The sequence below is a fragment of the Streptomyces xanthophaeus genome, from assembly GCF_030440515.1.
GTDB classification, from domain to species: Bacteria; Actinomycetota; Actinomycetes; order Streptomycetales; family Streptomycetaceae; genus Streptomyces; species Streptomyces kutzneri.
This window is the reverse complement of record NZ_CP076543.1, coordinates 651,696-674,425: the sequence shown is the minus strand read 5'-3', so window position 1 is coordinate 674,425 and position 22,730 is coordinate 651,696. Positions and strand designations below refer to the sequence as shown.

Here is a 22,730-nt window from a genome sequence, read left to right as displayed (position 1 = left end):
GCCCCGCTCGCGCGTCCGGCCGTGGTGCACGGCCGGTGGTACGCGCGGGCGAGGCGGGGGTACCGCGACGGGAGGCCGTGTCAGGCCGTGGCCGGGGCGGGGGACTTCGGGGGCTCAGGAGTCTCGGCCGCCACCTCGGTGCCGGGTTCGGCGTCGGGGTGGGGGATGCGGTGCAGCCCCTTGCGGTCGTAGAGGCGGGTGACGGCGAAGCCGAAGACCAGCGCGGCGACGAGGGCGACGCCCATCGAGGCCCAGGCCCGGGTGAGGCCCGCGTCGGCCTGGGCCCCGTAGTAGAGGAGGGAGCGCAGGCCCTCGGTGATCTGGCGCAGCGGCTCGAACTCGGCGAGGGCGCGGAAGAACCCGGGGAGGGCCTGGACGGGCACGGTGGCGCCGGAGGACGGTACGGCCATCGCGACGAAGACGATGGTGGCCAGGAGCATGCCGGGCGTGCCGAAGGCGGCGAACAGGGCCAGGCTTCCGATGCCTACCACCGCGATGGTGGCGACCGAGTAGAGCCACAGCAGGCCGAGGTGGGAGGCGTCCATGTCGAGGATGCCGACCGTGGCGACCTCGACCAGGGTGCCCATCACCACCGACAGGCCGAGCATGAGCGCGATGCCGATGGCCAGGGTGCGGACGCGGCTGGTGTGCTGAACGGGTTCGCGCTTGCGGACCGGGCCGAAATCGGTGTGCAGGTAGCCGAGCGCGGTGTCGACCTGGGAGTTGACCACGTTGGCGCCGAGCATGCCGCAGACGACCAGGACCAGTGCGTAGTAGAAGGCGCTCAGGCCCATGGCGCTGCGGGGGCCGACCGGATGGCCGTCGGCGACGTTCACGGTCACCGGGTCGGCCAGCTTCAGCTGGGCGGCCGTCGGGAGGGGGGTCTTCTGGGCGCTTGCCTGCTTGAGGAGTTCCTGGCCGAGCTGGGCGGAGGCGGCGTGGGCGGCCTTCTGGGCGGCCTGGGAGGACATGGAGGAGCCGATGCTGCCGGCCGCCTGGTTGGTCAGCACGGTCATGGTCGGCGGGGCGGCCTTGCCCTGGGCTGCGGGCTGCGGGGCGGAGAGTCCGGCCACCGAGGCGGAGTAGTCGGCGGGTATGACGAGGGCGCCGAAGACCTTGCCGCGGCCCAGCCGCTTGTCGGCCTCCTCGCGGCTCACGACCTGCCAGTCGATGCTCTTCTCGCCCTTGGCGGCCTTCTGGATGCCGGAGACGACCTGTTCGCCCAGGTTGACGTGGCGGCCGTTGATCTCCGCTCCGCTGTCGCTGTTGACCAGGGCCACGGGCAGGTCGCGCAGGTTGCCCTTGGGGTTGACGTTGCCGCCGACGTAGAGCAGGGCGAACACCATCGAGACCACTGCGGCGATGAGTCCCGTTCCGATCCACAGCTGGGGTCGGCGGAGCACGGAGGGGGGCGTGGGATGAGGCATCGATTCTCCGGTGCGGCTGCGTTCCTGGGGTTGGATACTTATGGTATCCAGCTACTGGATAGTGGCAGTATCTTGCTGTGGTGTCCAATCGTCGACACCGGATGCCGGATGCCGGATGCCGGATGCCGGATGCCGGACCGCATGACCAGCAGGGAAGCCGTATGAAGATCTCGGAGCTCAGCCGGCGGACCGGCGTGCCGGTCGCCAGCATCAAGTACTTCCTGCGACAGGGACTGCTCCCGGCAGGGCGGGCGACGGCCGCGACCCTGGCCGAGTACGGGGAGGAGCACGCGCAGCGCCTGCGGCTGATCAAGGCGCTGACCACGCTCGGCGGCCTGTCCATCGCCGCCACCCGTGAGGTGCTCGGGGCCGTCGACCAGGCCCACAGCTCCGAGAGCGCCCTCGGAGCGGTCAGCTACGCGCTCCCGGTGCCGGTGGCGGCCCAGGGTGCCGCTGGCCAGGAGGACGACGCCGGGGCCGACGCGACCGCCGGGGCGGAGGTGGCCGGCCTCCTCGCGGAGCTGGACTGGCAGGCACCTGCCACCTCACCGCACGTGAAGGGACTGACGACGGCGCTGGAGGAGCTCCGCCGGCTCGACGCCCAGTACGCCCCGGGAGAACTCGCCGCCTACGCGAGGCTGGCGGAGTCCGTGGCCCGGCTGGACCTGGAGCGCGCGGCCGGCCTGGACGACCCGGTGGCCCTGGCCGAGCGGGCCGTCATCGTCTTCGCGATCTGCGCCCCGGTGTTCGAACTCCTGCGGCGTCTCGCGCAGGAGGACCAGGTCCGGCGCCGGGTCGCGGCCGCCGGCCGGGGCGGCGGCGGGGACACGGCGCCCAGGTAGTGCTCAAGGGGCCTGGGTGCGCTCCACGGGCCGGCCGTCGCGGCGGGCTTCGGGGACCACGGTGACCTGCGGGATCCCGGTGCCCGGATGCCGGGACACCTCCGCCTCGACACGGTAGACATCGGCCAGCAGGTCCCGGGTGAGGACCTCCTCCGGTGTTCCGGTCGCGACCACGCGGCCGCCGTCCAGCACACAGATCCGGTCACAGAAGGACGCGGCGAGGTTGAGGTCGTGCAGGGCGATCACGGCGGTGACCCCGACCCGCCGGACGAGCCGGAGCGCGTCGAGCTGATGGCGCAGGTCCAGGTGGTTCGTCGGCTCGTCCAGCACCATCGTCCCGGTGCGCTGGGCGAGCGCGCGGGCGATCAGTACCCGCTGCTTCTCCCCGCCCGAGAGGCGGTCGAACGGAGCATGCGCCAGCGCGGCGACATCGAGCTCCTCCAACGAGCCCATGACGATCGCGCGGTCCTCGGCGTCGTCGCCCGCGAAGGCGCGCTTGTGCGGGGTGCGCCCCATCGCCACCACTTCGTGGACGGTGAGTTCGAAGTCGCCCGCGGTCTCCTGCAGGACGGCCGCGAGGCGCTGCGCGAGCCGCTTGCCGGGCATCCGCCACACGTCCTCGCCGTCCAGCAGGACGCATCCGGACGTGGGACGCAGCACCCGGTAGAACGTCCGCAGCAGCGTCGACTTGCCCGCGCCGTTGGGACCTACGAGCGCCAGCACCTCACCGGGTGCCACGTGCAGGGAGACGCGGTCGACCAGGGTCCGTCCGTTCACCACGACCGTGACGTCCTTGGCGTCGAGGGCGCCGGGCCCGGACACCGGTCCGCCGGAGGCCGGTCCTGCGGACGCCGGGCCGCCGTTCATCGGTCCGCCGGTCATCGTGCCGCCTTCCGTCGCATCAGCCAGAGGAAGAACGGTCCGCCGACGAGGGAGGTCAGGATGCCGACGGGTATCTCCTCCGGGCTCATGAGCGTGCGCGCGCCCAGGTCGGCGGCGATCAGGAAGCTCGCGCCGAGGAGGGCGGCGGCGGGCAGCGCGCGGCGGTGGTCGGCGCCCACCAGCAGGCCACGACGTGCGGCATGATCAGCCCGACGAAGCCGATCTGGCCGCTGACCGCGACGATGGTCCCGATCATCAGGGCGACCAGGGTGAACAGGGCGCCGCGGAAGCGGTGGACGTCCAGACCCAGAGCCGCGGCGGCTTCCTCCCCGGCCAGCAGCAGGTTGAGCGACCGGCACACCCCGAGCAGGACGGCCGTGCCGAGGAGCACGGCACCGACGGGGATCCACACCGTCGTCCAGGTGGTGCCGGCCAGCCCCCCGAGCATCCAGCGCAAGGCCGACTGGGTCTTCTGCGGGTCGTCGGAGGTGACGATCAGGAAACTGGCCACCGCGGACAGGACCTCGGCCATGGCCACACCCGCCAGCACCAGCCGTACGGTGGTCATCCGCCCGCCGGAGCGCGCCAGGAAGTACACCGCGACCAGGGCGGCCAGGGCTCCGCAGAACGCCGCCACGGGCAGCGAGAACATCCCGAACAGGGTCACGTGGAACACGAGGACCAGGACCGCGCCGACCGACGCGCCGGACGAGACCCCCAGCAGCATCGGATCGGCCAGCGGATTGCGGACCAGGGCCTGCAGCGCCATGCCCGACACGGACAGGCCCGCGCCCACCACGCCGGCCAGCAGCACCCGGGGGAGCCGGACGTCGACGACGATCGTCTCGCGGACCGGAGTCCAGTCCGGTGCGGCGAGGACCGGGTGGATCCGGTGCAGCAGGATCCCCCAGACCTGGCCGGCCGGGACGCTGATCGAACCGATCGCGATACCGGCCGTCGCGGTCGCCGCCAGCAGGACGCCCAGGGCGACGAGCAGCAGGGCGTAGGGAACGGCCCGGCGGCGGGCCGCGGTCACCGGGGTTCCCGACGGAGCGACGACCGCCTCGTCCGCCTCACCCGCCGCCGTCAGCCCGGTCACCGGAACCGGTCCGGGTGGATCTGGCGGGCCAGCGACTCCACGGCCGCCGGGACGCGGACACCGAGCACGGTCGACGACAGCGGAAGCACCGCGAACCGCTGGTTCTTGATCGCGGGGACGTCCTTCAGCGCCGGGTTGGCGAGGAGGAACTTCTTCTTGTCCTCGACGGGCTGGTCGCCGTAGTCGTAGATGACGACGACCTCAGGGGCGCGCTCGGCCACCTGCTCGAACGACACGTCGCCGAAGGCCTTGTCCACGTCGGCGAACAGGTTCACCCCGCCGGCCCGCTCGATCAGCTCGTTGCCGATGCCCTTGCCACCCGCGGTGAAGGCGGTCTTGTCGCCGCTGTCGTAGACGAAGAGCTTGGCCGGGGCGACCCCGGCCAGTTTGCCGTCGACCCGTTCCAGGGTGCCGTGCAGCTTGTTCACCTGCTCCTCGGCCCGGTCCGGTACGCCGAAGATCTTGGCGACGGTGCGGATCTCCTCGTCGACGGTGGCCATGGTCACCGGTCCGGCCGGGCACTCCTCGATGTTGAGATGGGTGTCGACCCCCGCCTTGGCGAAGGCGGTACGGCTGCGGCCCTCCTTCTCGTCGAAGGTGGAGCCGAACCCGCCGTAGACGAAGTCCGGTTCGGCGGCCAGCAGGGTCTCGAAGGACGGGTACTGCTTCGACAGCACCTTCACCGAGTCGAAGGCGGCCTGGTACTCCGGCAGGATCCTGTCGTCGAGATAGCCCGTGCCCACCATCGACTTCTCCAGCCCGAGCGCCAGCATGACCTCCGTGGCGTGCTGGTTGAGGGACACCGCGCGCTGCGGCGGCCGCCGGTAGGTGCTCTCCACCCCGCAGTTGGACACCGTGACGGGGAACCCCTCCGCCCCGGGTCCCGATGCGGCGGCGCGGTCCTGGGCCTTGCCGCCGCAGGCCGGGACGAGCAGTACGGCGGCCACGGCCAGGAGCGAAGACAGCGGGCGTATGCCCCTCATGTGGTGGGTCCTCTCAGGGGGTCGGTCGGGTGGTCACGGAACTTCGCAGAACTTCGCGGAAGTTCACGGAGCGGCGACCGGCGGGGCGGGGAGCGGGGTCAGGGAGGCGTACTCCAGCGGTGCGGACGGGTCGACGGACACGTTCAGCGGGGCCGGCTCCGCCCCGGAGCGGACCAGCAGGTCACCGACGGCCGCGATCATGGCGCCGTTGTCCGTGCACAAGGTCATGGGCGGAACGCGCAGTTCGATGCCGGCCGAGGCGCATCGGCGCTCCGCGAGGGCCCTGACCCGCGAGTTCGCGGCCACGCCGCCGACCACGACCAGCGTCTTCACGCCGTACGCCCGGCAGGCCGCGAGAGCCTTGCGGGTCAGTACGTCCGCGACCGCCTCCTGCAGCGCGGCGGCCCCATCGGCCACCGGCGGCTCCTCACCGCGCTGCCGGTGCTTCTCGGCCCAGCGGGCCGCGGCCGTCTTCAGTCCGGAGAAGGAGAAGGCGTACGGGTCGTCCCCGGGCCGGGTCAGCGGGCGCGGGAAGGCCACGGCCTTCGGATCGCCGTCGCGGGCGGCCCGGTCGATGGCGGGACCGCCCGGATACGGCAGTCCCAGGATCCGGGCGACCTTGTCGAAGCACTCGCCCGCCGCGTCGTCGAGGGTGTCCCCGAGGTGCAGGATCGGCTCGCGGACCAGGTCCCGGACCAGGAGGAGCGAGGTGTGGCCGCCGGAGACGATCAGCACCACGCACGGGTCGGGCAGCGGCCCGTGCCCCAGGGTGTCGGCGGCGACGTGCCCGGCCAGGTGGTGGACGCCGTACAGCGGGACCCCGGCCGCGTAGGCCAGCGTCTTCGCCCCGGCCAGGCCCACCTGCAGCGCGCCCGACAGACCGGGCCCGGTGGTGACGGCGACCGCGTCGATCTGGTTCAGCCGCAGTCCTGCCTGGTCGAGGGCCTGCCGGACGACCGGGTTGAAGGCGTGCAGGTGCGCGCGGGCGGCGATCTCGGGCACGACGCCGCCGAAGCGGGCGTGCTCGTCCATGCTCGACGCCACCACGTGCGCGAGCAGTTCGCCGTCCCGCACGATTCCCGCGCCGGTCTCGTCGCACGACGACTCGATCCCCAGCACCACTGGTCCGCTCACTGCTCTCCACCTTTTTCTGCGCATGGTCTGCAACTGCGAACTATATGCATTAGAGCGGATGGGTCGATCCGGTCAGGGGCGTGCCCCGGGCCGGAAGCGGACCGGGGCCTCGAAGCGGGCCGTGCGGGCGGCCCGGCGGAAGGTGGACCCGCTCCCGGCTCCACGAGGTGCTCGGCTACGAGGACTGCAGCGCCTTCGACACGACCGTCGCCGAACTTCACACTCCCGCCCGGCAACTGACCCACCCGCACCGCAGGCCACCCATGACCGCCACCACACCCGAGACCCACCGCGGTCTCACCGGTACGCTGCTCGCGAAGCTGCCGGTCGTGGTGGCGGCGGACCACCGCCGGCGGCGCGGACTCGCCGCCGTCCGGCCGGGCCGGGCCGGTCGCTCGGATACGCCGAGAACTTCCTCCGCATGTGCTTCGGCAGCGTGCCGGTACCCGACGCCGGGCCGTCTTCGGCCCGTTCCCGGGAGCCGCGTGCGCAGGGCGTCAGGGATCGCGGCGCCAGGGGACCTCGGCCCACACCTGCTTGCCGCCGCTGAGCGGCACCGAGCCCCAGGCCGCGGCCGTCGCCTCGACGATGAGCAGCCCGCGGCCACCGGTCGACTCCCAGCTCACCCAGATCGGCTTGACGGGGCTGCGCGGCGAGGCGTCGTTCACGGCGATCCGCAGCCGGTCCGCCGACAGGGTCAGATCCATGCCCACCTCGCCCTGCGTGTGCGCGATGGCGTTGGTGACCAGCTCGGACACGATCAGCAGGGCTTCGTCGAGCTCCTCCACCACTCCCCAGGACCGCAGGGTGCGCGCGGTGAAGCGGCGTGCGTGCAGGACCGCGTTGGGCAGCCGCCACACCGTCCAGTGGGCCCGCATCGGCCGGTCCCCCTGGCCGTCGTAGCGCAGCAGCAGCAACGCCACGTCGTCGTCGCGCCGGCCCACGCCGACGACCAGCTCGTCGGCGACCCCGCCTACGTCGACCGGGTCGGCCGCCGCGAGGACGTCGCACACCCGCCGCATGCCCTCGTCCAGCGGCAGTCTGGCGGACTCGACCAGGCCGTCCGTCAGCAGCATGAGGAGGGAGCCGGGGAGCAGCCCCGCCTCGGTCATGGGGAATTCCGCTTCCGCGAGCACTCCCAGCGGAGGCCCGCCCTCGACCGCCATCTCCTCGGCGACACCGTCGGGATGACGCAGGATCGGCGGCAGATGGCCGGCCCGGACGACCCTGGCGATGCCCTCCTCCATGTCCAGGTCCACGTACCCGCAGGTGGCGAACAGATCGGTCTCCATGCCGACGAGCAGCCGGTTGGCCCGCGCGACCACCACGTCGGGCGGGTGGCCCTCCACCGCGTAGGCCCTGACCGCCGTACGCATCTGGCCCATGATGGTGGCGGCCCCCGCGCTGTGCCCCTGTACGTCCCCGATGACGAAGGCCACATGACCGTCACGCAGCGGAATGACGTCGTACCAGTCGCCGCCGACCTCCAGTCCGGCGGTCGCGGGCAGGTACCGGGCGACGGCGATCCCGCCCGGCAGCTCCGGGAGCTTACGGGGCAGCAGGCTTCGCTGGAGCATGGTGGCGAGTTCGTGGCCCGCGTCGAGAGCGTGGGCGCGCACCAGCGCCTGCCCCACCAGCCCCGCGGTCGCGGTCAGCAGCGACCGTTCCTCCGGGCCGAACCGGTGCTCCTCGTCCCACCCCACCAGACACACCCCGACGATCCGGCCGTCGGCGGGCAGCGGCAGCACCGCGAGGCCACCGGGCCCGACGCCCAGCAGGCCGGGCTCCAGAGCCGCCCCCGGCGGCCACAGACTCAAGTGCCCGCCACGCAGCGCGCTCTGCAGGGTGGGCAGGTCGCTGAGCGCCACGTCGGGCCACTCGGACCGCCATTCCGAGCGCCAGACCTCGGGCCAGGCATCGGTCTCCGGAGGAGCGAGAGCGGTGACGATGAGCCGTTCGGGCTCCAGTTCGCCGACCGCGACCCGGGATGCGCCGAGCGGCTCGCGCAGCGCGGCGACCACCAGCCGGCTGACCTCCCGGATGGTCGCCGCTCCCGCCAGGGTGGCCGACAGCCGCTGTACGAGTGAGACCTCGTCGGCGCTGGGGCGCAGATAGGTGGCATCGGCGACCACGCCCAGGACGCGCCCCGGCGTACCGTCCGCGTCCACCTCCACGCGGCAGCGCAGTCCCAGCCAGCGCAACTCGCCATTCGGGCGGCGGATACGGAACGCCAGCTGCTGTCCGGCGGCGGCCAGCCGGTTCGGCTCCACGATCGCCATCAGCGCGGGCATGTCGTCGGGGACGGCGCAGGCGAGCACGGTCTCCACCTGCCCGTCGAACTGCCCGGGAGGCAGACCCAGCAGTTCCAGCACGTGCGCGTCGGCCTCCATACGGCCGGTGCTCAGCTCCAGGATGAACGCGCCGCCCTGGTCGGGCACCAGCGACTGCCCCAGGTGGGCCTGCGGGGACTTGCGTCCGGAGAAGCGGGCGGCGACCGATTCGAGTCCCGTGGCCACCTGGTCGGCGTAGAGCTCCAGAAGGCTGCGGTCGTCGGCGCTGAAGCCGTCCCCGGCCTGCCCGGCGACGATCAGGCATCCGAGCTCCTGGTCGTCGTAGCCCAGCGGCAGCGCGCCCAGCGAGATCCTGGCCGGGGAGTCGGGCGGACCGCCCCGCACCCGGGTGGGGAAGTGGTGGGGGTCCTCCTCGATGAACGCGGCGAGTTCCTTGGGCGCCAGCCACAGCGGGCGGCCCGAGCGGAAGGCATTGGCGGCGGGCGAATGGCCGGCCACGGCGAGGATCGCCGGCAGTCCGTACAGGACGCCGCGGTTTCCGGTCAGCTCGGCGAGATGGAGTTCCCTGCCCTCGTCGGCGACCACGTAGACAGCGGCGAGCTCAGCCCCGCAGAACGAGAAGCGATGAGTGGTCACTGTCCGTATCACCTCCTCCCGGGGGCATCTCGCCGACCGCCCTCACTCCATGCTGTCGCCTCCGGGACCGTCCGGGCGAGTCCACGGGCACTACGCCGGACCTCCGGCCGGCCGGGGGCCCTCGTCCTCGCACCGGTCGACGACGAGGATCGCCGCGTCGTCCGCCAGGCGGTTCTCGGTGTGGCGGAGCAATGCCTGGTGCAGGTCCTCAAGGAACGCCTCCCGGCTGTGGTCGCGCATGGTCACCATGGCCCGGGCCAGGTCGAAGAAGGTGCTGTCCCGGTCCCGGGCCTCGATGACACCGTCGGTGTAGAGGAGCAGCCGGTCCCCCGGTGCGAACGGATAGCTGTCCGCCCGTCCGGGGGGACCGCTGACGAATTCCTCCAGACCGAGCGGCGGCAGGGGAGTGGTCGGCATCAGGGGCCGGACCGCGCCGTCGGACAGCAGCAGCGGCGGCGGATGGCCGCGGTTGATCACGTCGATCCGAGGGCCGTCCGGGATCTGGGCCACGAGCGCCGTGACGAAGCCTTCCAGGACGGCGTCCTCGCCTTCGGCCGCGCCCGCGACGACCGCGTCCCGCCGCAGGGCCGCTCCGCAGTGGGCGACGACCTCCACCAGATCGTCCTCGTAGTGCGCGGACTCCCGGAACGCGCCCAGCACGACCGCGGCGGCCCGTACCGCGGGCAGGCCCTTGCCCCGGACGTCGCCGACGATCATCCGGACCCCGTAGCGGGTCTGCACCACGTCGTACAGATCGCCGCCGATCTGCGCGCCCGTCTCGGCCGCCAGGTACATGCTGGCCACCCGTACGGGCCCCAGCCGGGCCGGGACCGGCCGCAGCAGGACGTCCTGGGCGGCGGTGGCGATCCGCTGGACCTGGTCGAGCTCGCCCTCCTGGCGCGCACGCGCGGAGCGGCTCGTCATGAAGCTCGCCGCCGTGACCAGGAACAGGGCGAGGAAGTTCGTGTAGACCTGCTGGCTGCCCCAGGCGCCGTTGTAGCTGGCGGTGGTCACGCTGACACCGACGGCCACCGCCGCCGCCGCGAGGGTGCCCCTGGGGCCCATCGTCACGGCCGCCAGCGCGGGCGTCGCGACCAGCAGGGGGCCGGTGTACAGGATGTGCAGGGGCGTGAACTCGACGAGGAGCACCAGCAGGGCGATCGCGAAGGGCACGCACTCCGCCAAGACGAAAAGGACCTGGTGGTGGCCGTCGGCTCGCGGTCCCGGAGGCGAGCGCAAGGGCGCTCTCATGAGTCCAGACTGCCTCGCCCGCACCCGTGGCCGCCACTTAGGTCCTCCGTTCCCGCAGCCGTCCGGCACGGCCGGCTGCGGGAACGGAGGACCGCGGAGCGCAACCGTGCCGCCCGGCTCAGCCGCGGACCGGCGTGAGGACCACGAAGTCGGCGTTCGACGGGTCGAGGCAGACGGCGAGCCGGCCGACGCCTTCCGCGTCCTGCGGCCCCATCTGCACACGGCCGCCGTTCCCGGTCACCGCGGCGACCGCCGCGTCACAGTCGGCGACGGCGAAGACGGGGTGCCAGTACGGCCGCCCGTGCGCGAGGGCCAGGTGCTCCGCGGGCAGCTCCATCAGGCCGCCGTGCATCCGCTCCTCGGGGAGCCCGGCGGGAGTGATGAGGGCGTACGCGCCCCCGCCGCCGGGCAGCGCCATGTCGCTGAACCGCCAGCCGAAGACGCCGCCGTAGAACTCCTTCGCTGCCGCGGCGTCACTCGTGTACAGCTCGGTCCAGCACAGCGAGCCCGGTTCGTCCACCAGCTCGACGCCCGTGCTCCTTCCCGGCTGCCAGACGGCGAACTGTCCCCCGAGGGGGTCGCTGTACTGCGCCATCCGGCCCCACTCGCCGAGGTCCCTCGGGGCCACCCGAACCGTGCCGCCCAGGCGTTCCACCGCCTGGGTGGTGGCGTCCGCGTCGGTGACACTGTGGTAGATCATCCACGCCGGGCGCGCGCCCTCCTCGGTGAGCTTGCCGAGCCCGGCGACGACCTTCCCGTCCTTCCGGAACATCCCGCCCTCGCCCTCCTCCCCCTCGCCCATGGACTCGTAGTCCCATCCGAGGACGGTGCCGTAGAAGGCCGCGGCCGCGCGGACGTCGGGCGCCCCGAGGTCGAGCCAACAGGGGGAGCCGGGTGCGAAGTCGGTGGTGATCATGAGGATTGCCTTTCGCGGGTCCTGTACGACCTCAGCCTGGCAGCGGACCCCGCCCCTCGCGCGCCGGATCCCGGCTACGACGCGCAGCGGGTCACGGCAGGCTTCGGCGGCGTCGCACGACGGCTGCCCCGGCCAGGGCCGCCACCGCGGCGAGGAACGCGGCGGACAAGCCGTAGACCATCGGCGCACCCACGTGGACCCGGTCGGGCGTGAGGGCGTGGGCGGCGACGGTGCGCGGCGCCTCGGGCGTCTGCGGCGGCGCCGGCGGGGCGAGCGATCCGACCGGGTCCACCCGTCCCGCCGCGGCGAATCCCCAGTCCAGCAGGGACCGCGCCTCCTCGTACACGGCGTTCGCGCCGCCCCACTGGGGGTTCATCACCGTCGCCACCAGAGTGCGGCCGTCCCGGCGGGCGGCCGCGATCAGCGTGAAACCCGCCTGGGAGGTGTAGCCGTTCTTGACACCGATGATGCCCGGGTACCGGCCCAGCCCGTCCTGACCGGTCACCAGCCGGTTGGTGTTCTCGATCCCGTACGTCCAGGTGGGACTGCCGTCGGTGTGGGTGCCGCCGGGGAAGCGGGCGTCGGCGGTCGCCGCGTACTCGGCGAAGGCGGGGTCGGCAAGGCCCGTACGGCCGAAGACGGCGAGATCGTAGGCCGAGGAGGCCTGGCCGTCCGCATCGAAGCCGTCCGGGGAGACGACGGTGGTGTCCCGCGCGCCCAGGGCGCGCGCCTTGGCCTGCATCTGCGCCGACGTGACGTCCCACCCGCCGTTCATCGCGGCCAGCACGTGCACGGCGTCGTTGCCCGAGCTGAGGAAGACGCCCCGCCACAGGTCGGCCACCCGGTAGGTGTGATCCGCGGACAGGCCCACCGTGCTGCTCCCCTCCGGCACCTCGTCCAGCTCGGCCTCGGTGACCGTGTGCCGGCCCGAGCCGGGCAGGTGGGGCAGCGCGGTGAGGGCGAAGAGGGTCTTGAGGGTGCTGGCCGGTGGCAGCCGGCGGTGTGCGTCGTGGGCCGCGAGCACCGCACCCGTCCCGGCATCCGCCACCAGCCATGACAGGGCGGACACGTCGTCCGGTAGCGCGGGCGCCCCCTGCCGCGCCCGTACATGGGTCCCGGACCGGTGCAACAGCGATGCGTCGACGGCCGGGGCGGGTCGCGGCGGCAGCGGCTCGGCCCGCGTGGTGCCGGCGGCCGCCGGAGCGAGGAGGACCGATGCGCCGATGGCGAGAGCCGCGGCGCCCGCGCCGGTTCTGCGCCCAGAGGATCTGATGCTCATTCATCCAGCGTAGAAATGCATCGGCCCGCGCGCAGCGACGTGTACGCCGACCGGCGGTAGGCCGGAGCCCGGTCCTTCCGGGGAGCTCGCCGAACCGGGCGCGGCCGGCCGCCGCTCACCGGGTGCCTGTGGGCGTGTCCTGTCCGGGTGCGAGCGTGGCCGGCCGGGCCGGGTCAGACGATGTCTTCGGCGATCTCGGCCTGCTCGCGGGCATTGCCGTAGGCCGCCGGGGTGCCGTACGAGCGGCGGGCGACGTACCACCAGACGCTGGCCAGGACCAGGACCACCGCCAGCGCGATCACGGCGTAGTTCATCGAGTCGATGGTGACGGGGGACTTCTGGGGCAGGCAGAACAGGACGGTGACGAGCGCCACCCAGACGACGGCGATCCAGCCGATCGGCTTGCTCCAGCGGCCCAGGTTCCAGGGGCCGGGCTCGAAGCGGTTGCCGGCGCGCAGGCGCAGGTAGATCGGGATGGCGTAGGCCGGGGTGATGCCGATGACGTTGATGGCGGTCACGGCCCCGTAGGCGGTGGCGGAGTACAGCGAGGGGAGCGCCAGTACGCCCGCGACGACGACGGAGAGCCAGACGGCGGGCACCGGCGTCTGGGTCCGGCCGCTGACCTTGCGCCACAGGGCGGAGCCGGGCAGCGCGTTGTCACGGCTGAACGCGAAGACCATCCGGCTCGCGGCCGCCACCTCGGCGTTGCCGCAGAAGAGCTGCGCGACGATGACGACGAGCAGCAGGGCGGTGGCGCCGCCGGAGCCCAGCGCGTCGATGAAGATCTGGGCGGGCGGGACGCCGGTGGCGCTGCCCTGGACGGCCGCGTAGTCCTGGATGGCGAAGGTGAGGCCGGCGAGCAGGGCGAAACCGGCGATCCAGGACACCCAGATGGCCCGGACGATGCCCTTGGCGGCGGAGACGGAGGCGTCCCTGGTCTCCTCCGAGAGGTGCGCGGAGGCGTCGTACCCGGAGAAGGTGTACTGGGCGAGCAGCAGGCCGACCGCCGCCACGTAGAACGGGTTGGCCCATCCGGTGTCGTTGACGAACTCGGTGAAGACGAACGACGCCGACTGGTGGTGGTCGGGGATGAAGGCCAGGGCGCCGACGATCACGGCGACGCCGCCCAGGTGCCACCACACGCTGATCGAGTTGAGCACGCTGACGAGGCGGACCCCGAAGAGGTTGAGCGCGGCGTGCAGCAGCAGGATGCACAGGAAGATCAGGAACGTCGATCCGGGGGTGGGCACGAACCCGAAGCGGAGGTTGAGGAAGGCACCGGTGAACAGGGCCGCGCCGTAGTCGATGCCGGCGATGGCACCGAGCAGGCCGAGCAGGTTCAGCCAGCCGGTGTACCAGCCCCAGCGGCGTCCGCCGAGCCGGTCGGCCATGTAATAGAGCGCACCGGAGGTGGGGTAGGCGCTGGTGACCTCGGCCAGGGCCAGACCCACGCAGAGCACGAAGAGGCCTACGCCGACCCAGCCCCACAGCATCACGGCCGGCCCGCCGGAGCCCATGCCGAAGCCGTACAGCGTCATGCAGCCGGAGAGGACGGATATGACGGAGAAGCTGATGGCGAAGTTGCCGAAGCCGCCCATCCGGCGGGCGAGGACGGGCTGGTAGCCGAGTTCCCTGAGGCGCTGTTCCTCGTCCTGCGGTGGAGCCTTGCGGTCCTGGCGGGCTGCCCAATCGGTTCTGGACACGGCGGTACCTCCGGGGGTCTGTGAAGCACGGGGACGGTCGAGCCTGGGGGTGCGGGTGCGGCCTGGGTGGTGCGGGTGGAGCGAGGGGTCGGCGCCGTGGGGGAGGGGTCGGCGCCGTGGGGAAGGGCGGCGGGGGTCAGTTCCGGCCGGCCAGGCTGCGGGACCTGGCCTGCAGGAACACCTCCTCGGCCAGAGCGCGGTCGGCCGGGTCGCGGGTCCGGTGGGCCCACGGCAGGGTGGTCCAGTACGGGCCGATCGTGTCGAAGACCCGGGCTGCCTCGTCGAACTGGAGGGCTCCCCACAGGGCATGGGCGAGCTGGTTCAGATCGAGCGGGGAGGCGTACGGCAGATCGGCGTGGTCGAACCAGGTGCCCAGCGCGTGCAGGGCGTCGCGGACGGCGTCCTCGGCGACCCAGTGCAGGTCGAGGGCCCGCTCCTGGCCGCGTTCGCGGCGGTAGCGTTCGACCCGTACGTAGAGCGGCAGGACGTGCACGGCGGATCCGGGCGGGGCGGAACCGGCCGCCCAGTGGACGAAGTTGGCGGCCTCGGAGAGCGGTCCGGGCGCGCCCGCGTACACGAACTGGAGCATGCGATGGTAGGCCTCGCGGTTGTACGGGTCGCGCTTGTCGACCTCCGCGAGGATGCCCCAGGGGCCGGTGGGCAGCATGGGGCCGGGCGGCGCGACCCGGTGCTCGGCCATCTGGCGCTGCTCGTCGAGGAGGGCGAGGGCGAGCAGGCACACCCAGGGCACGGGGTCCGCGGGGCTGATGCGGGCGGCCTCCCGGCAGGTCGCCCAGGCTTCCTGCCAGAGCTCGCCGGTGCGGGGGTGTCCGGCGCGGTGGGCGCGGACGGCCCGCTCGACGCAGACGCGCGTGTGCATCACGAGTGCGGCGACGCTCTGCGGTTCCTCGGCCCGCCAGGCCTGGACCACGTCGGAGCCGGCGGAGACGGCGGCGAGGACCTGGGTGCGCTGGGTCCACAGCCCCCAGTTGTCGGTGCGTTCGAGTAAGCGTGCCATGGAGACCCAACGGCCGGTGCGCAGGTCCTGGGCGGCGGAACGCAGGTCCTTGTCGTGGCCGGCCGGGTGGTAGACGGGCCGGAAATCGCTGCCCGCCATCACCTCGTCCCGGTCGAGGGGCGGCGGCCCGGGCGGGCGCGTTCTGCGGTGGTCGTGATCATCAGTCCTCGGATCGCATGGAAGGTGGGTCCATCCGGCCGCCGGCTGCCGCGTTGCAGCCGTGCCCGGTGCCAGGGATGCGTGAACCATGCGAGAACTGTCCGTCGAACCCCCGCCGTTGACCCACGGTCGATGTCGCTGCCCGTTGATCGGCGATCACTATATGGCGATCAGGAGCATACGCATCCAGATCCTTGTTCGAACGTAAGTATCAAGCCACGATCGGTATATGAGTATGCGTCAGTGCCGGGCGGTGGCTCCGGGCGGATCTTGACGGGTGACGTCGGCCGGTGCAGGCTTCCGACCGATGTCCGATCAAGGCGACACCAGGGACGGAGTGGTGATGACGGGCCCGGTGCTCGCTGTCGATCAAGGCACCTCGGGGACCAAGGCGCTGGTCGTCTGTCCGGTACGCGGAGTCATCGGCTCCGGATCCGCCCCCGTACGGCCCCGCCATCTGCCGGGCGGCCGGGTCGAGGTCACTCCCGGCGAGCTGCTGGACTCGGTCGTCGACGCCGGACGCGCCGCGCTCGCGGCCGCGGGCGAGCCCGTGGTGGCCGTGGGCCTCGCCAACCAGGGCGAGACCGTTCTGGCCTGGGATCCGGCGACCGGGGAGCCGCTCACCGACGCGATCGTCTGGCAGGACCGCCGCGCCGAACAGCTCTGCACCGAACTGGCCCCGCACGCGCCCTCTTTGCGTGAGACGACAGGTCTGCCGCTCGACCCGTACTTCGCCGCCCCCAAGATGGCCTGGATACGCCGCCACCTGACCCGGCGCGGCGTCGTGACGACCAGCGACGTCTGGCTCGTGCACCGCCTCACCGGTGCGTTCGTCACCGACGCGGCGACCGCCGGCCGCACCCAGCTGCTCGACCTCGACACCACCCGCTGGTCGGACGCGGCACTCGACGCCTTCGGCCTCACGGGCGAGCGGCTGCCGGAGGTCGTCGACGCGGACACCCGCGTCGGCACCACCACCGCGTTCGGTCCCGAACTGCCGCTGACGGGGCTGCTCGTGGACCAGCAGGCCGCGCTGCTCGCCCAGAGCGTCACCGAGCCCGGCACCGCCAAGTGCACCTACGGCACGGGCGCGTTCCTCCTCGCGCAGACCGGCTCGCGCCCGCTGCGCAGCACCTCCGGACTGGTCGGCTGCGTGGCCTGGCGGCTTGCCGGCCGGACCAGCTACTGCCTGGACGGGCAGGTGTACACGGCCGCCTCCGCCGTGCGCTGGCTCACCGATCTCGGGGTGATCTCGGGCGCCGCCGACATCGACTCCGTGGGTGGGCGCGTCCCGGACGCGGGCGGCGTCACCTTCGTCCCCGCGCTCGCCGGCCTCGCCGCTCCGTGGTGGCGGGGTGACCTGCGGGGATCGGTCACCGGCCTGGGCCTCGACACCACCGCCGGGCATCTGGTGCGCGCCCTGTGCGACGGCATCGCCGCCCAGGTGGCGGAGCTCGCGGACGCGGTCGCCGCCGACCTCGGCGCCCCGCTCACCGCCCTGCGCGTCGACGGCGGGCTGACCCGTTCCGCGCTGCTCATGCAGACCCAGGCCGACCTCCTCGGGATCCCCGTGGAGGTGTCGGCGCTGCCGGACGTCACCGCGCTCGGCGTCGGCGCCGTGGCCCGCCTCGGGCTCGATCCCTCGCTCACCGTCGCCGAGGCCGTCCCGCAGTGGAAGCCGTCGACCGTCTACGAGCCGCGGGCCGGCGCGGCGGAGGCGACGGAGCGCCGCGCACGTTTCCGCGCGGCCGTCTCGTCCCTGCTCGGCGACGCACCGGCATGACCGGCACCACCGGCACCACCGGTACCGCTGCCGGTGCCGTGACCACCGGCGGCGCCCTGCCCGGCGGGGAGTACGACGTGACGGTCGTCGGCGCCGGCGTGGTGGGCACGGCGATCGCCCGCGAACTGGCCCGGCTCCCGCTGCGGATCGCCCTGGTCGACGCGGCCGACGACGTCGGTGACGGCACCTCGAAGGCCAACACCGCCATCCTGCACACCGGTTTCGACGCGGTGCCCGGTTCCCTGGAGTCCCGGCTCGTCCGGGAGGGCCACCGGCTGCTCTCCGCGTACGCCGCCGACACCGGCATCCCGGTGGAGCCGCTCGGGGCGCTCCTCGTCGCCTGGGACGAAGAACAGCTGGCCGCACTGCCCGGACTCGCGCAGAAGGCCGTTCGCAACGGCTACCGCGCGGCCCGGATCATCCCGGCTGCGGAGGTGCGGGCCCGCGAGCCGGAGCTCGGACCCGGGGTGCTGGGAGCGCTCGACGTACCGGGGGAGTCCATCATCTGCCCCTGGACCACCACCCTCGCGTACGCCACACAGGCCGTCCGCTCCGGCGTCGACCTGCACCTCGACTGCCGTGTGCAGAGCGTCACTTCGGGCGAGACGCATACCCTGGCCACGAGCCGGGGCCCGCTGCGCACCCGGCACCTGGTCAACGCGGCCGGCCTGTACGCCGACGAGATCGACCGGCTCCTCGGCCATGCGGACTTCGCCGTGACGCCCCGGCGCGGCCAGCTGATCGTCTTCGACGAGCTCGCCCGCGGCCTGGTACGGCACATCCTGCTGCCCGTACCGGGCGCCCTCGGGAAGGGGGTACTGGTGTCGCCGACGGTGTACGGGAACGTGATGCTCGGCCCGACCGCCGAGGACCTGGACGACAGGACGGACACCGGATCGACCGCCGAGGGGCTCGCGCTGCTCCGGGAGAAGGGCCGGCGGATCCTGCCGGCCCTCCTGGAGGAAGAGGTCACCGCCGTGTACGCCGGACTGAGGGCCGCCACCGGCGACGACGACTACGCGATCCGGGCCCACCCCGCGCAGCGGTACGTCACCGTGGGCGGGATCCGGTCGACGGGGCTGACGGCCTCGATGGCGATCGCCGCCCACGTCGTCGAACTGCTCGCCGACGGCGGCCTGCCGGTGGCAGGGGCCCGGGAGCCGGAACCCGTGCGGATGCCGAACCTGGGCGAGGCGTTCCTGCGGCCCTACCGCGACGCCGAGCTGATCGCCCGGGACCCGGAGTACGGCCGGATCGTCTGCCACTGCGAGCGCGTGACGCGCGGGGAGATCCGCGACGCGCTCGCCTCGGCCGTCCCGCCCGCATCGCCGGACGGCCTGCGGCGGCGCACCCGCGCCAGGGCGGGACGCTGTCAGGGCTTCCACTGCGGGGCCGCCGTCCGCGCGCTGTTCGAGGAGGCCCGCAGGTGAGCCGCGACCGCAGGGTCGACGTCCTGGTCGTCGGCGCCGGTCCCGCCGGACTGGCCCTGGCCGCCCGCCTCGCCCGCGCGGGCGCGGGCCACGTAGAGGTACTGGAGCGCGAGCAGGACGCGGGCGGCGTGCCGCGCCACTGCCACCACGGCGGATTCGGAGGGCCCGTACTCCCCTGGCTCACCGGACCGGCGTACGCACGGCGGGCCGTGCGGGCCGCGACGGCGGCCGGGGCGACGGTCCGCACCGGGGTCAGCGCCACCGGCTGGGCCGGCCCGCTGACCCTGGAGACCACGAGCCCGGCGGGCCTGGAGCGGATCACGGCCCGGGCCGTCGTCCTCGCCACGGGTGCCCGCGAGCGCCCCCGCAGCGCCCGGCTGGTGCCGGGGTCCCGGCCGGCGGGCGTGCTGACCACCGGGGAGCTGCAGCAGTCGGTCCACCTGTACGGCCACGACATCGGCCGGCGGGCCGTTGTGGTGGGCGCCGAGCCGGTGGCCCGGCATGCCGTACGCACCCTGCGCCGGGCGGGAGCGGAGGTGGTGGCCGTGGTCACGGAGCGCTCGCACGGCGCCACCGTGCCGGGAGTCCCGCTGCTCACGGCCACGACGGTGGGTGAACTGCGCGGCCGGGGCCGCCTGTCGGGCGTGGCCGTGCGCCACGAGGACGGCCGCCGCGGGGTCCTCGCGTGCGACACGGTGGTCTTCACCGGCGACTGGATCCCCGACCACGAGCTGGCGCGCCGCGGCGGCATCGGCGTGGACCCCGGCACCCGCGGTCCTCGCGTGGACGCGTCGTTCCGTACGTCGGCGCCGGGCGTCTTCGCGGTCGGCAACGCCCTCCACGGCGTCGAACGCGCCGCCACCGCGGCCGCGGAAGGCGCGGCCGCCGCGGCCCCCGTCCTGGCCCGCCTCTCGGGCGCGCCGTGGCCGGAGCCCGGTCCGCCGCTGCTCGTCCGGGCCCCGCTGCTGTGGGTGGCGCCGAACCGGCTCACGGACATCGGGGGGCGCCCGCTGCTGCTGCGGTCGGGGGAGCCGCTGACCGCCCCGGTGCTGACGGCCGCCCAGGACGGCCGGCTGCTGTGGCGACGGCGGTTCCCCGTCCGGACGGCGCCGTCGAGGTCGCTGAAGCTGCCGCCGGGGTGGACGGACCGCGTCGACCGGTCCGGCGGTCCGGTCGTGCTGGGCATCGGCTGACGGCGAGGCTCCCGGAGCCCGCCGGACGGCGTCGGGCGCGCCCCTTGACTACGTTGCGTGAATAGATCGATACTCTGTGTCACGATCTTGGCCGCTCACAACGTCACCTACGGGGTCACACCCCGTCAGGAGGTACCGACGTGCCGTTTTCCGTCCCCGGACTGGCCGACGACCTGACCCCCGATCTCCTGGACCGCTGGAACAAGGAGATCGACCGCCAGTTCAGGAGCCTGGAGCCTGATCTGGGGAGCAGATACTTCACCCTGGAACCCGACGATCCGGCCGCCGAGCGGGTGGCCGTCACCTGGTTCGGCAATCCGGCCGAGCCCGAGTTCTGCTTCGACGCCGACACGGCCCGCGCGTTGTCCGACTGGGGTGTACGCGGCCGACGCGCCCTGCACAACGAGTACTGCGAGTACGCGGTCATCAGTGCGGCCGACACCGAGGGACGGATGCGCCCCAAGCGGGTGCAGGTCACCACCGAACTCCCCGAGTACTACCTGATGCTCGCCGAGCACGCCCCGGACCGCCTGCGGGAGATCCTCACCGCGACGCTCGGCACCGAACCCCGCTGGCAGGAACTCTACGGACCGGCCGTCGCGGACCCGGGCCCGCTCGCTCCGGCCCAGCGCCGCGTGGCCTTCGCCCGCCACCTGACCGGCCACGGACTGCACCGCGACCTGATCGACGCCGGAGTCCCCGCCAATCCGGCGGGCTCGCTCAACGCCGTCAACGCCCTGTTCATGGCCCATCCCATCAACGGGCTGGACGACCTGATCTACATCGTGATGTTCGGCGCGAAGCCCTACGCCCGCCGGAATTCCGCGGGCGGCTTCGAACCCGCCGGACGGGACCAGATCTTCCGCCAGCAGCCCGGTCTCGAAGCCCTGTCCTGCCGCCACGCCGACCCGGCCGCCGCTCTGGCCGCGGCGGACGCCGCCTTCCAGGGCCGGACCGTGTCCTTCGCCGATCCGCTGGGCATGTACATCCAGCAGTTCACCTCCGAGGTCTTCCTCTTCGAGGGCGGCCCGCTCCCGGACCCGTGGATCCGGCTGGGGCGCGGCCGGCAAGGACTGCACCAGCGGCTCGAATTCGGCCCGCCGGACGACGACCCGCACTTCCTCGACGACATCACCGTGGTGGAGGGCGACTCGGAGGAGCCCCTGACCGGCGGCTACCAGGTCGTACGCCAGGTACAGGTGGGCCCGGTGGTCGCACTCGGCGCACCGGCGCCCGTACCGCCCGGTGACTTCGTGGTCCTCGCCGACTCGCCCGGACCCATCCGCTGCCGGGACGCGAGCGTGTGCACCGACACGGTGGGGCCGCTGAAGGAAGCCTTCGACGCCGAGGCCCTGCTGCCGGGACTGGTGGGCGGCGGCCCCCGGGGCGGGAGATGAGCGTCCTCCAGGACGGCATCTACCACGGGCCCGGCCGCCGCCCCCCCGGCCATCTGGCGCTCGTGTTCCTGCGGGCCGACCCGGAGGCCGGCGCCACGGCCGTCGACGGCGCGCTGCGCGAGGTGACCACGCTGCTGCGCGGGCTCGCCGACGGCGTCGTACCGGAACTGCCGGGCCACCCGGTGCCGAGCGCCGGCCTGGAGTTCCTGCTCGGCCTCGGCCCGAAGGCCTTCGACATCGCCGGCGCGAAACTTCCGTGCCCGGCCGCACTCGGCCCGCGCCTGCGGTTCCGCTCGCCCCGCCCCACCGGCGGCGGACCGCTGCTGGTCGGCGGGGGCCTGTCCTACGCGGCCGACGTCACCCGCAACGACGCCACGGAGGAGTTCTGCCTGCAGCTCACCGCGGACACCCAGCTCGCGGTCTCGCGCGCCGTGGTGGAGCTGTGGAAGCTGCTGCGCGGCGCGCGCACCGGCGACACACGGACGGCCACGCTGGAGATCGCGGGCATCCACACCGGATTCCAGCGCGACGACCGGCGCAGCTGGATCGGCTTCCACGACGGCGTGTCCAACCTGGACAGCGCCGACCGGGAACGGGTCATCTGCATCGCGGCGGCCGACGCGGGCCCGGACCCCTGGACGATCGGCGGTACCTGTCTGGTCTTCGCCCGCCTCGCCGTCGACCTCGACCAGTGGCACCTCCTGCCGCGCGCGCAGCAGGAGTTCCTCGTCGGCCGGGACAAGCTCACCGGAGCCCCGCTCACCGGCCGTGACGACGACGGGAGGCCCGTACCGGCCGCGGGCTGTCCGGTGGCCGGGACCACCGAGGTCACGCAGCCGGGCAACGAGGACTTCCTGGAGCCACGGCCCACCGCCGATCCGGTGCTGCTCACCGCCCATGTGCGGCGGGCCAATCTGACCGGCACCGCCGACCCGGACCAGAGCGGCTCGCTGCGGGTGTTCCGGCAGGGGTACGAGTTCTTCGAACCGGTCGCGGCCGCCCCCGGCTTCCGGGCCGGGCTGAACTTCGTCGGCTTCCAGGACAGCCCCGAACGGGTGCTGCGCATCCTCACCCAGCGCGGCTGGCTGGGTGGCGTCAACTTCGGCGGGCAGCCCGGTCCGGACGGACCGGCCGGGCGGCTGCTGACGGTACGGGCGGCAGGCACGTATCTGGTTCCCCCCGTACGGGACGGGGCCCCCTATCCGGGGGCCGAGGTATTCGGCTGAACAGCCGCCCCCGCTGACCGGACTCCCGGACTCCCCGCACCCCTGGGAGCCCCCGGACTCCTGGAAGGAATCGGAGACCCG

16 protein-coding genes and 2 pseudogenes are annotated in these 22,730 nt (G+C 73.3%); 7 read left to right on the top strand and 11 right to left on the bottom strand.

All coding sequences use genetic code 11. The annotated features are described in order from the left end of the window. Window positions 1–80: 80 nt before the first annotated feature. The gene (locus KO717_RS03035; RefSeq protein WP_301364289.1) at window positions 81–1,427 is read right to left on the bottom strand and encodes a YhgE/Pip domain-containing protein; all 1,347 of its coding nucleotides are present in this window, start codon (window positions 1,425–1,427) and stop codon (window positions 81–83) included. Window positions 1,428–1,588: 161 nt separating this feature from the next. On the opposite strand from KO717_RS03035, the gene KO717_RS03030 reads away from it, so the two are divergent. Further along, complete coding sequence (locus KO717_RS03030) at window positions 1,589–2,269, top strand: MerR family transcriptional regulator (protein ID WP_301364288.1); 681 nt, start codon at window positions 1,589–1,591, stop codon at window positions 2,267–2,269. Between the two features lie 3 nt (window positions 2,270–2,272). Here KO717_RS03030 and KO717_RS03025 read toward each other — a convergent pair whose 3' ends face one another. From KO717_RS03025 to tsaD, 4 genes and pseudogenes are all read right to left on the bottom strand, one after another. After that, the gene (locus tag KO717_RS03025; protein WP_301374350.1) at window positions 2,273–3,136 is read right to left on the bottom strand and encodes an ABC transporter ATP-binding protein; all 864 of its coding nucleotides are present in this window, start codon (window positions 3,134–3,136) and stop codon (window positions 2,273–2,275) included. 11 nt (window positions 3,137–3,147) lie between these two features. Further along, window positions 3,148–4,187: pseudogene (locus KO717_RS03020) on the bottom strand (FecCD family ABC transporter permease). Between the two features lie 59 nt (window positions 4,188–4,246). Further along, window positions 4,247–5,233 carry an ABC transporter substrate-binding protein gene (locus tag KO717_RS03015; RefSeq protein ID WP_301364287.1) on the bottom strand — a complete coding sequence of 329 codons (987 nt, stop codon included), beginning with the start codon at window positions 5,231–5,233 and terminating at the stop codon, window positions 4,247–4,249. Between the two features lie 63 nt (window positions 5,234–5,296). After that, window positions 5,297–6,355 (bottom strand): tRNA (adenosine(37)-N6)-threonylcarbamoyltransferase complex transferase subunit TsaD, encoded by a 1,059-nt coding sequence (tsaD, locus tag KO717_RS03010; RefSeq protein WP_437184624.1) that lies wholly within the window; start codon window positions 6,353–6,355, stop codon window positions 5,297–5,299. 311 nt (window positions 6,356–6,666) lie between these two features. Between tsaD and KO717_RS03005 the strand changes: the two are divergent. Beyond that, a pseudogene (locus KO717_RS03005) lies at window positions 6,667–6,818 on the top strand (citrate/2-methylcitrate synthase); the annotation flags it as partial. A 46-nt stretch (window positions 6,819–6,864) separates the two neighbouring features. Here KO717_RS03005 and KO717_RS03000 read toward each other — a convergent pair. The 6 genes from KO717_RS03000 to KO717_RS02975 form a co-directional block, all read right to left on the bottom strand. After that, window positions 6,865–9,294, bottom strand: coding sequence for a SpoIIE family protein phosphatase (locus KO717_RS03000; RefSeq protein ID WP_301364285.1), 2,430 nt, complete (start codon window positions 9,292–9,294; stop codon window positions 6,865–6,867). Between the two features lie 90 nt (window positions 9,295–9,384). Then, the gene (locus tag KO717_RS02995) at window positions 9,385–10,467 is read right to left on the bottom strand and encodes a PP2C family protein-serine/threonine phosphatase (protein WP_301364284.1); all 1,083 of its coding nucleotides are present in this window, start codon (window positions 10,465–10,467) and stop codon (window positions 9,385–9,387) included. A 196-nt stretch (window positions 10,468–10,663) separates the two neighbouring features. Continuing rightward, window positions 10,664–11,461, bottom strand: coding sequence for a VOC family protein (locus KO717_RS02990; protein WP_301364283.1), 798 nt, complete (start codon window positions 11,459–11,461; stop codon window positions 10,664–10,666). A gap of 91 nt (window positions 11,462–11,552) precedes the next feature. Continuing rightward, complete coding sequence (locus KO717_RS02985; protein WP_301364281.1) at window positions 11,553–12,740, bottom strand: D-alanyl-D-alanine carboxypeptidase family protein; 1,188 nt, start codon at window positions 12,738–12,740, stop codon at window positions 11,553–11,555. Between the two features lie 173 nt (window positions 12,741–12,913). Next, entirely contained in the window at window positions 12,914–14,338 is a 1,425-nt protein-coding gene (locus KO717_RS02980; protein WP_367401572.1) for an amino acid permease, read from the bottom strand. Window positions 14,339–14,579: 241 nt separating this feature from the next. Continuing rightward, on the bottom strand, window positions 14,580–15,560 hold the full coding sequence (locus tag KO717_RS02975; RefSeq protein ID WP_301364279.1) for a hypothetical protein: 981 nt from the start codon (window positions 15,558–15,560) through the stop codon (window positions 14,580–14,582). 403 nt (window positions 15,561–15,963) lie between these two features. Between KO717_RS02975 and KO717_RS02970 the strand changes: the two genes are divergently transcribed. The 5 genes from KO717_RS02970 (at window position 15,964) to KO717_RS02950 (ending at window position 22,649) form a co-directional block, all read left to right on the top strand. After that, window positions 15,964–17,403 (top strand): FGGY family carbohydrate kinase, encoded by a 1,440-nt coding sequence (locus KO717_RS02970; RefSeq protein ID WP_301374347.1) that lies wholly within the window; start codon window positions 15,964–15,966, stop codon window positions 17,401–17,403. Beyond that, window positions 17,400–18,833, top strand: a complete 1,434-nt coding sequence (locus KO717_RS02965; protein ID WP_301364278.1) for an FAD-dependent oxidoreductase — start codon at window positions 17,400–17,402, stop codon at window positions 18,831–18,833. The genes KO717_RS02970 and KO717_RS02965 overlap by 4 nt, the downstream gene beginning before the upstream one ends. Continuing rightward, window positions 18,830–20,026, top strand: a complete 1,197-nt coding sequence (locus tag KO717_RS02960; protein ID WP_301364277.1) for an NAD(P)/FAD-dependent oxidoreductase — start codon at window positions 18,830–18,832, stop codon at window positions 20,024–20,026. The genes KO717_RS02965 and KO717_RS02960 overlap by 4 nt, the downstream gene beginning before the upstream one ends. A 140-nt stretch (window positions 20,027–20,166) precedes the next feature. Then, entirely contained in the window at window positions 20,167–21,423 is a 1,257-nt protein-coding gene (locus tag KO717_RS02955) for a hypothetical protein (protein ID WP_301364276.1), read from the top strand. Continuing rightward, complete coding sequence (locus tag KO717_RS02950; RefSeq protein WP_301364275.1) at window positions 21,420–22,649, top strand: Dyp-type peroxidase; 1,230 nt, start codon at window positions 21,420–21,422, stop codon at window positions 22,647–22,649. Before KO717_RS02955 ends, KO717_RS02950 begins: the two co-directional genes overlap by 4 nt. The last annotated feature ends 81 nt before the right edge of the window (window positions 22,650–22,730 follow it).

Excerpts from the sequence above, each read along its gene's own strand:
- KO717_RS03035 (WP_301364289.1), bottom strand. The coding sequence starts at position 1,427 with ATGCCTCATCCCACGCCCCCCTCCGTGCTCCGCCGACCCCAGCTGTGG.
- KO717_RS03030 (WP_301364288.1), top strand. The coding sequence starts at position 1,589 with ATGAAGATCTCGGAGCTCAGCCGGCGGACCGGCGTGCCGGTCGCCAGC.
- KO717_RS03025 (WP_301374350.1), bottom strand. The coding sequence starts at position 3,136 with ATGAACGGCGGCCCGGCGTCCGCAGGACCGGCCTCCGGCGGACCGGTG.
- KO717_RS03015 (WP_301364287.1), bottom strand. The coding sequence starts at position 5,233 with ATGAGGGGCATACGCCCGCTGTCTTCGCTCCTGGCCGTGGCCGCCGTA.
- KO717_RS02990 (WP_301364283.1), bottom strand. The coding sequence starts at position 11,461 with ATGATCACCACCGACTTCGCACCCGGCTCCCCCTGTTGGCTCGACCTC.
- KO717_RS02985 (WP_301364281.1), bottom strand. The coding sequence starts at position 12,740 with ATGAGCATCAGATCCTCTGGGCGCAGAACCGGCGCGGGCGCCGCGGCT.
- KO717_RS02980 (WP_367401572.1), bottom strand. The coding sequence starts at position 14,338 with ATGGGCGGCTTCGGCAACTTCGCCATCAGCTTCTCCGTCATATCCGTC.
- KO717_RS02975 (WP_301364279.1), bottom strand. The coding sequence starts at position 15,560 with ATGGCGGGCAGCGATTTCCGGCCCGTCTACCACCCGGCCGGCCACGAC.
- KO717_RS02970 (WP_301374347.1), top strand. The coding sequence starts at position 15,964 with ATGACGGGCCCGGTGCTCGCTGTCGATCAAGGCACCTCGGGGACCAAG.
- KO717_RS02965 (WP_301364278.1), top strand. The coding sequence starts at position 17,400 with ATGACCGGCACCACCGGCACCACCGGTACCGCTGCCGGTGCCGTGACC.
- KO717_RS02950 (WP_301364275.1), top strand. The coding sequence starts at position 21,420 with ATGAGCGTCCTCCAGGACGGCATCTACCACGGGCCCGGCCGCCGCCCC.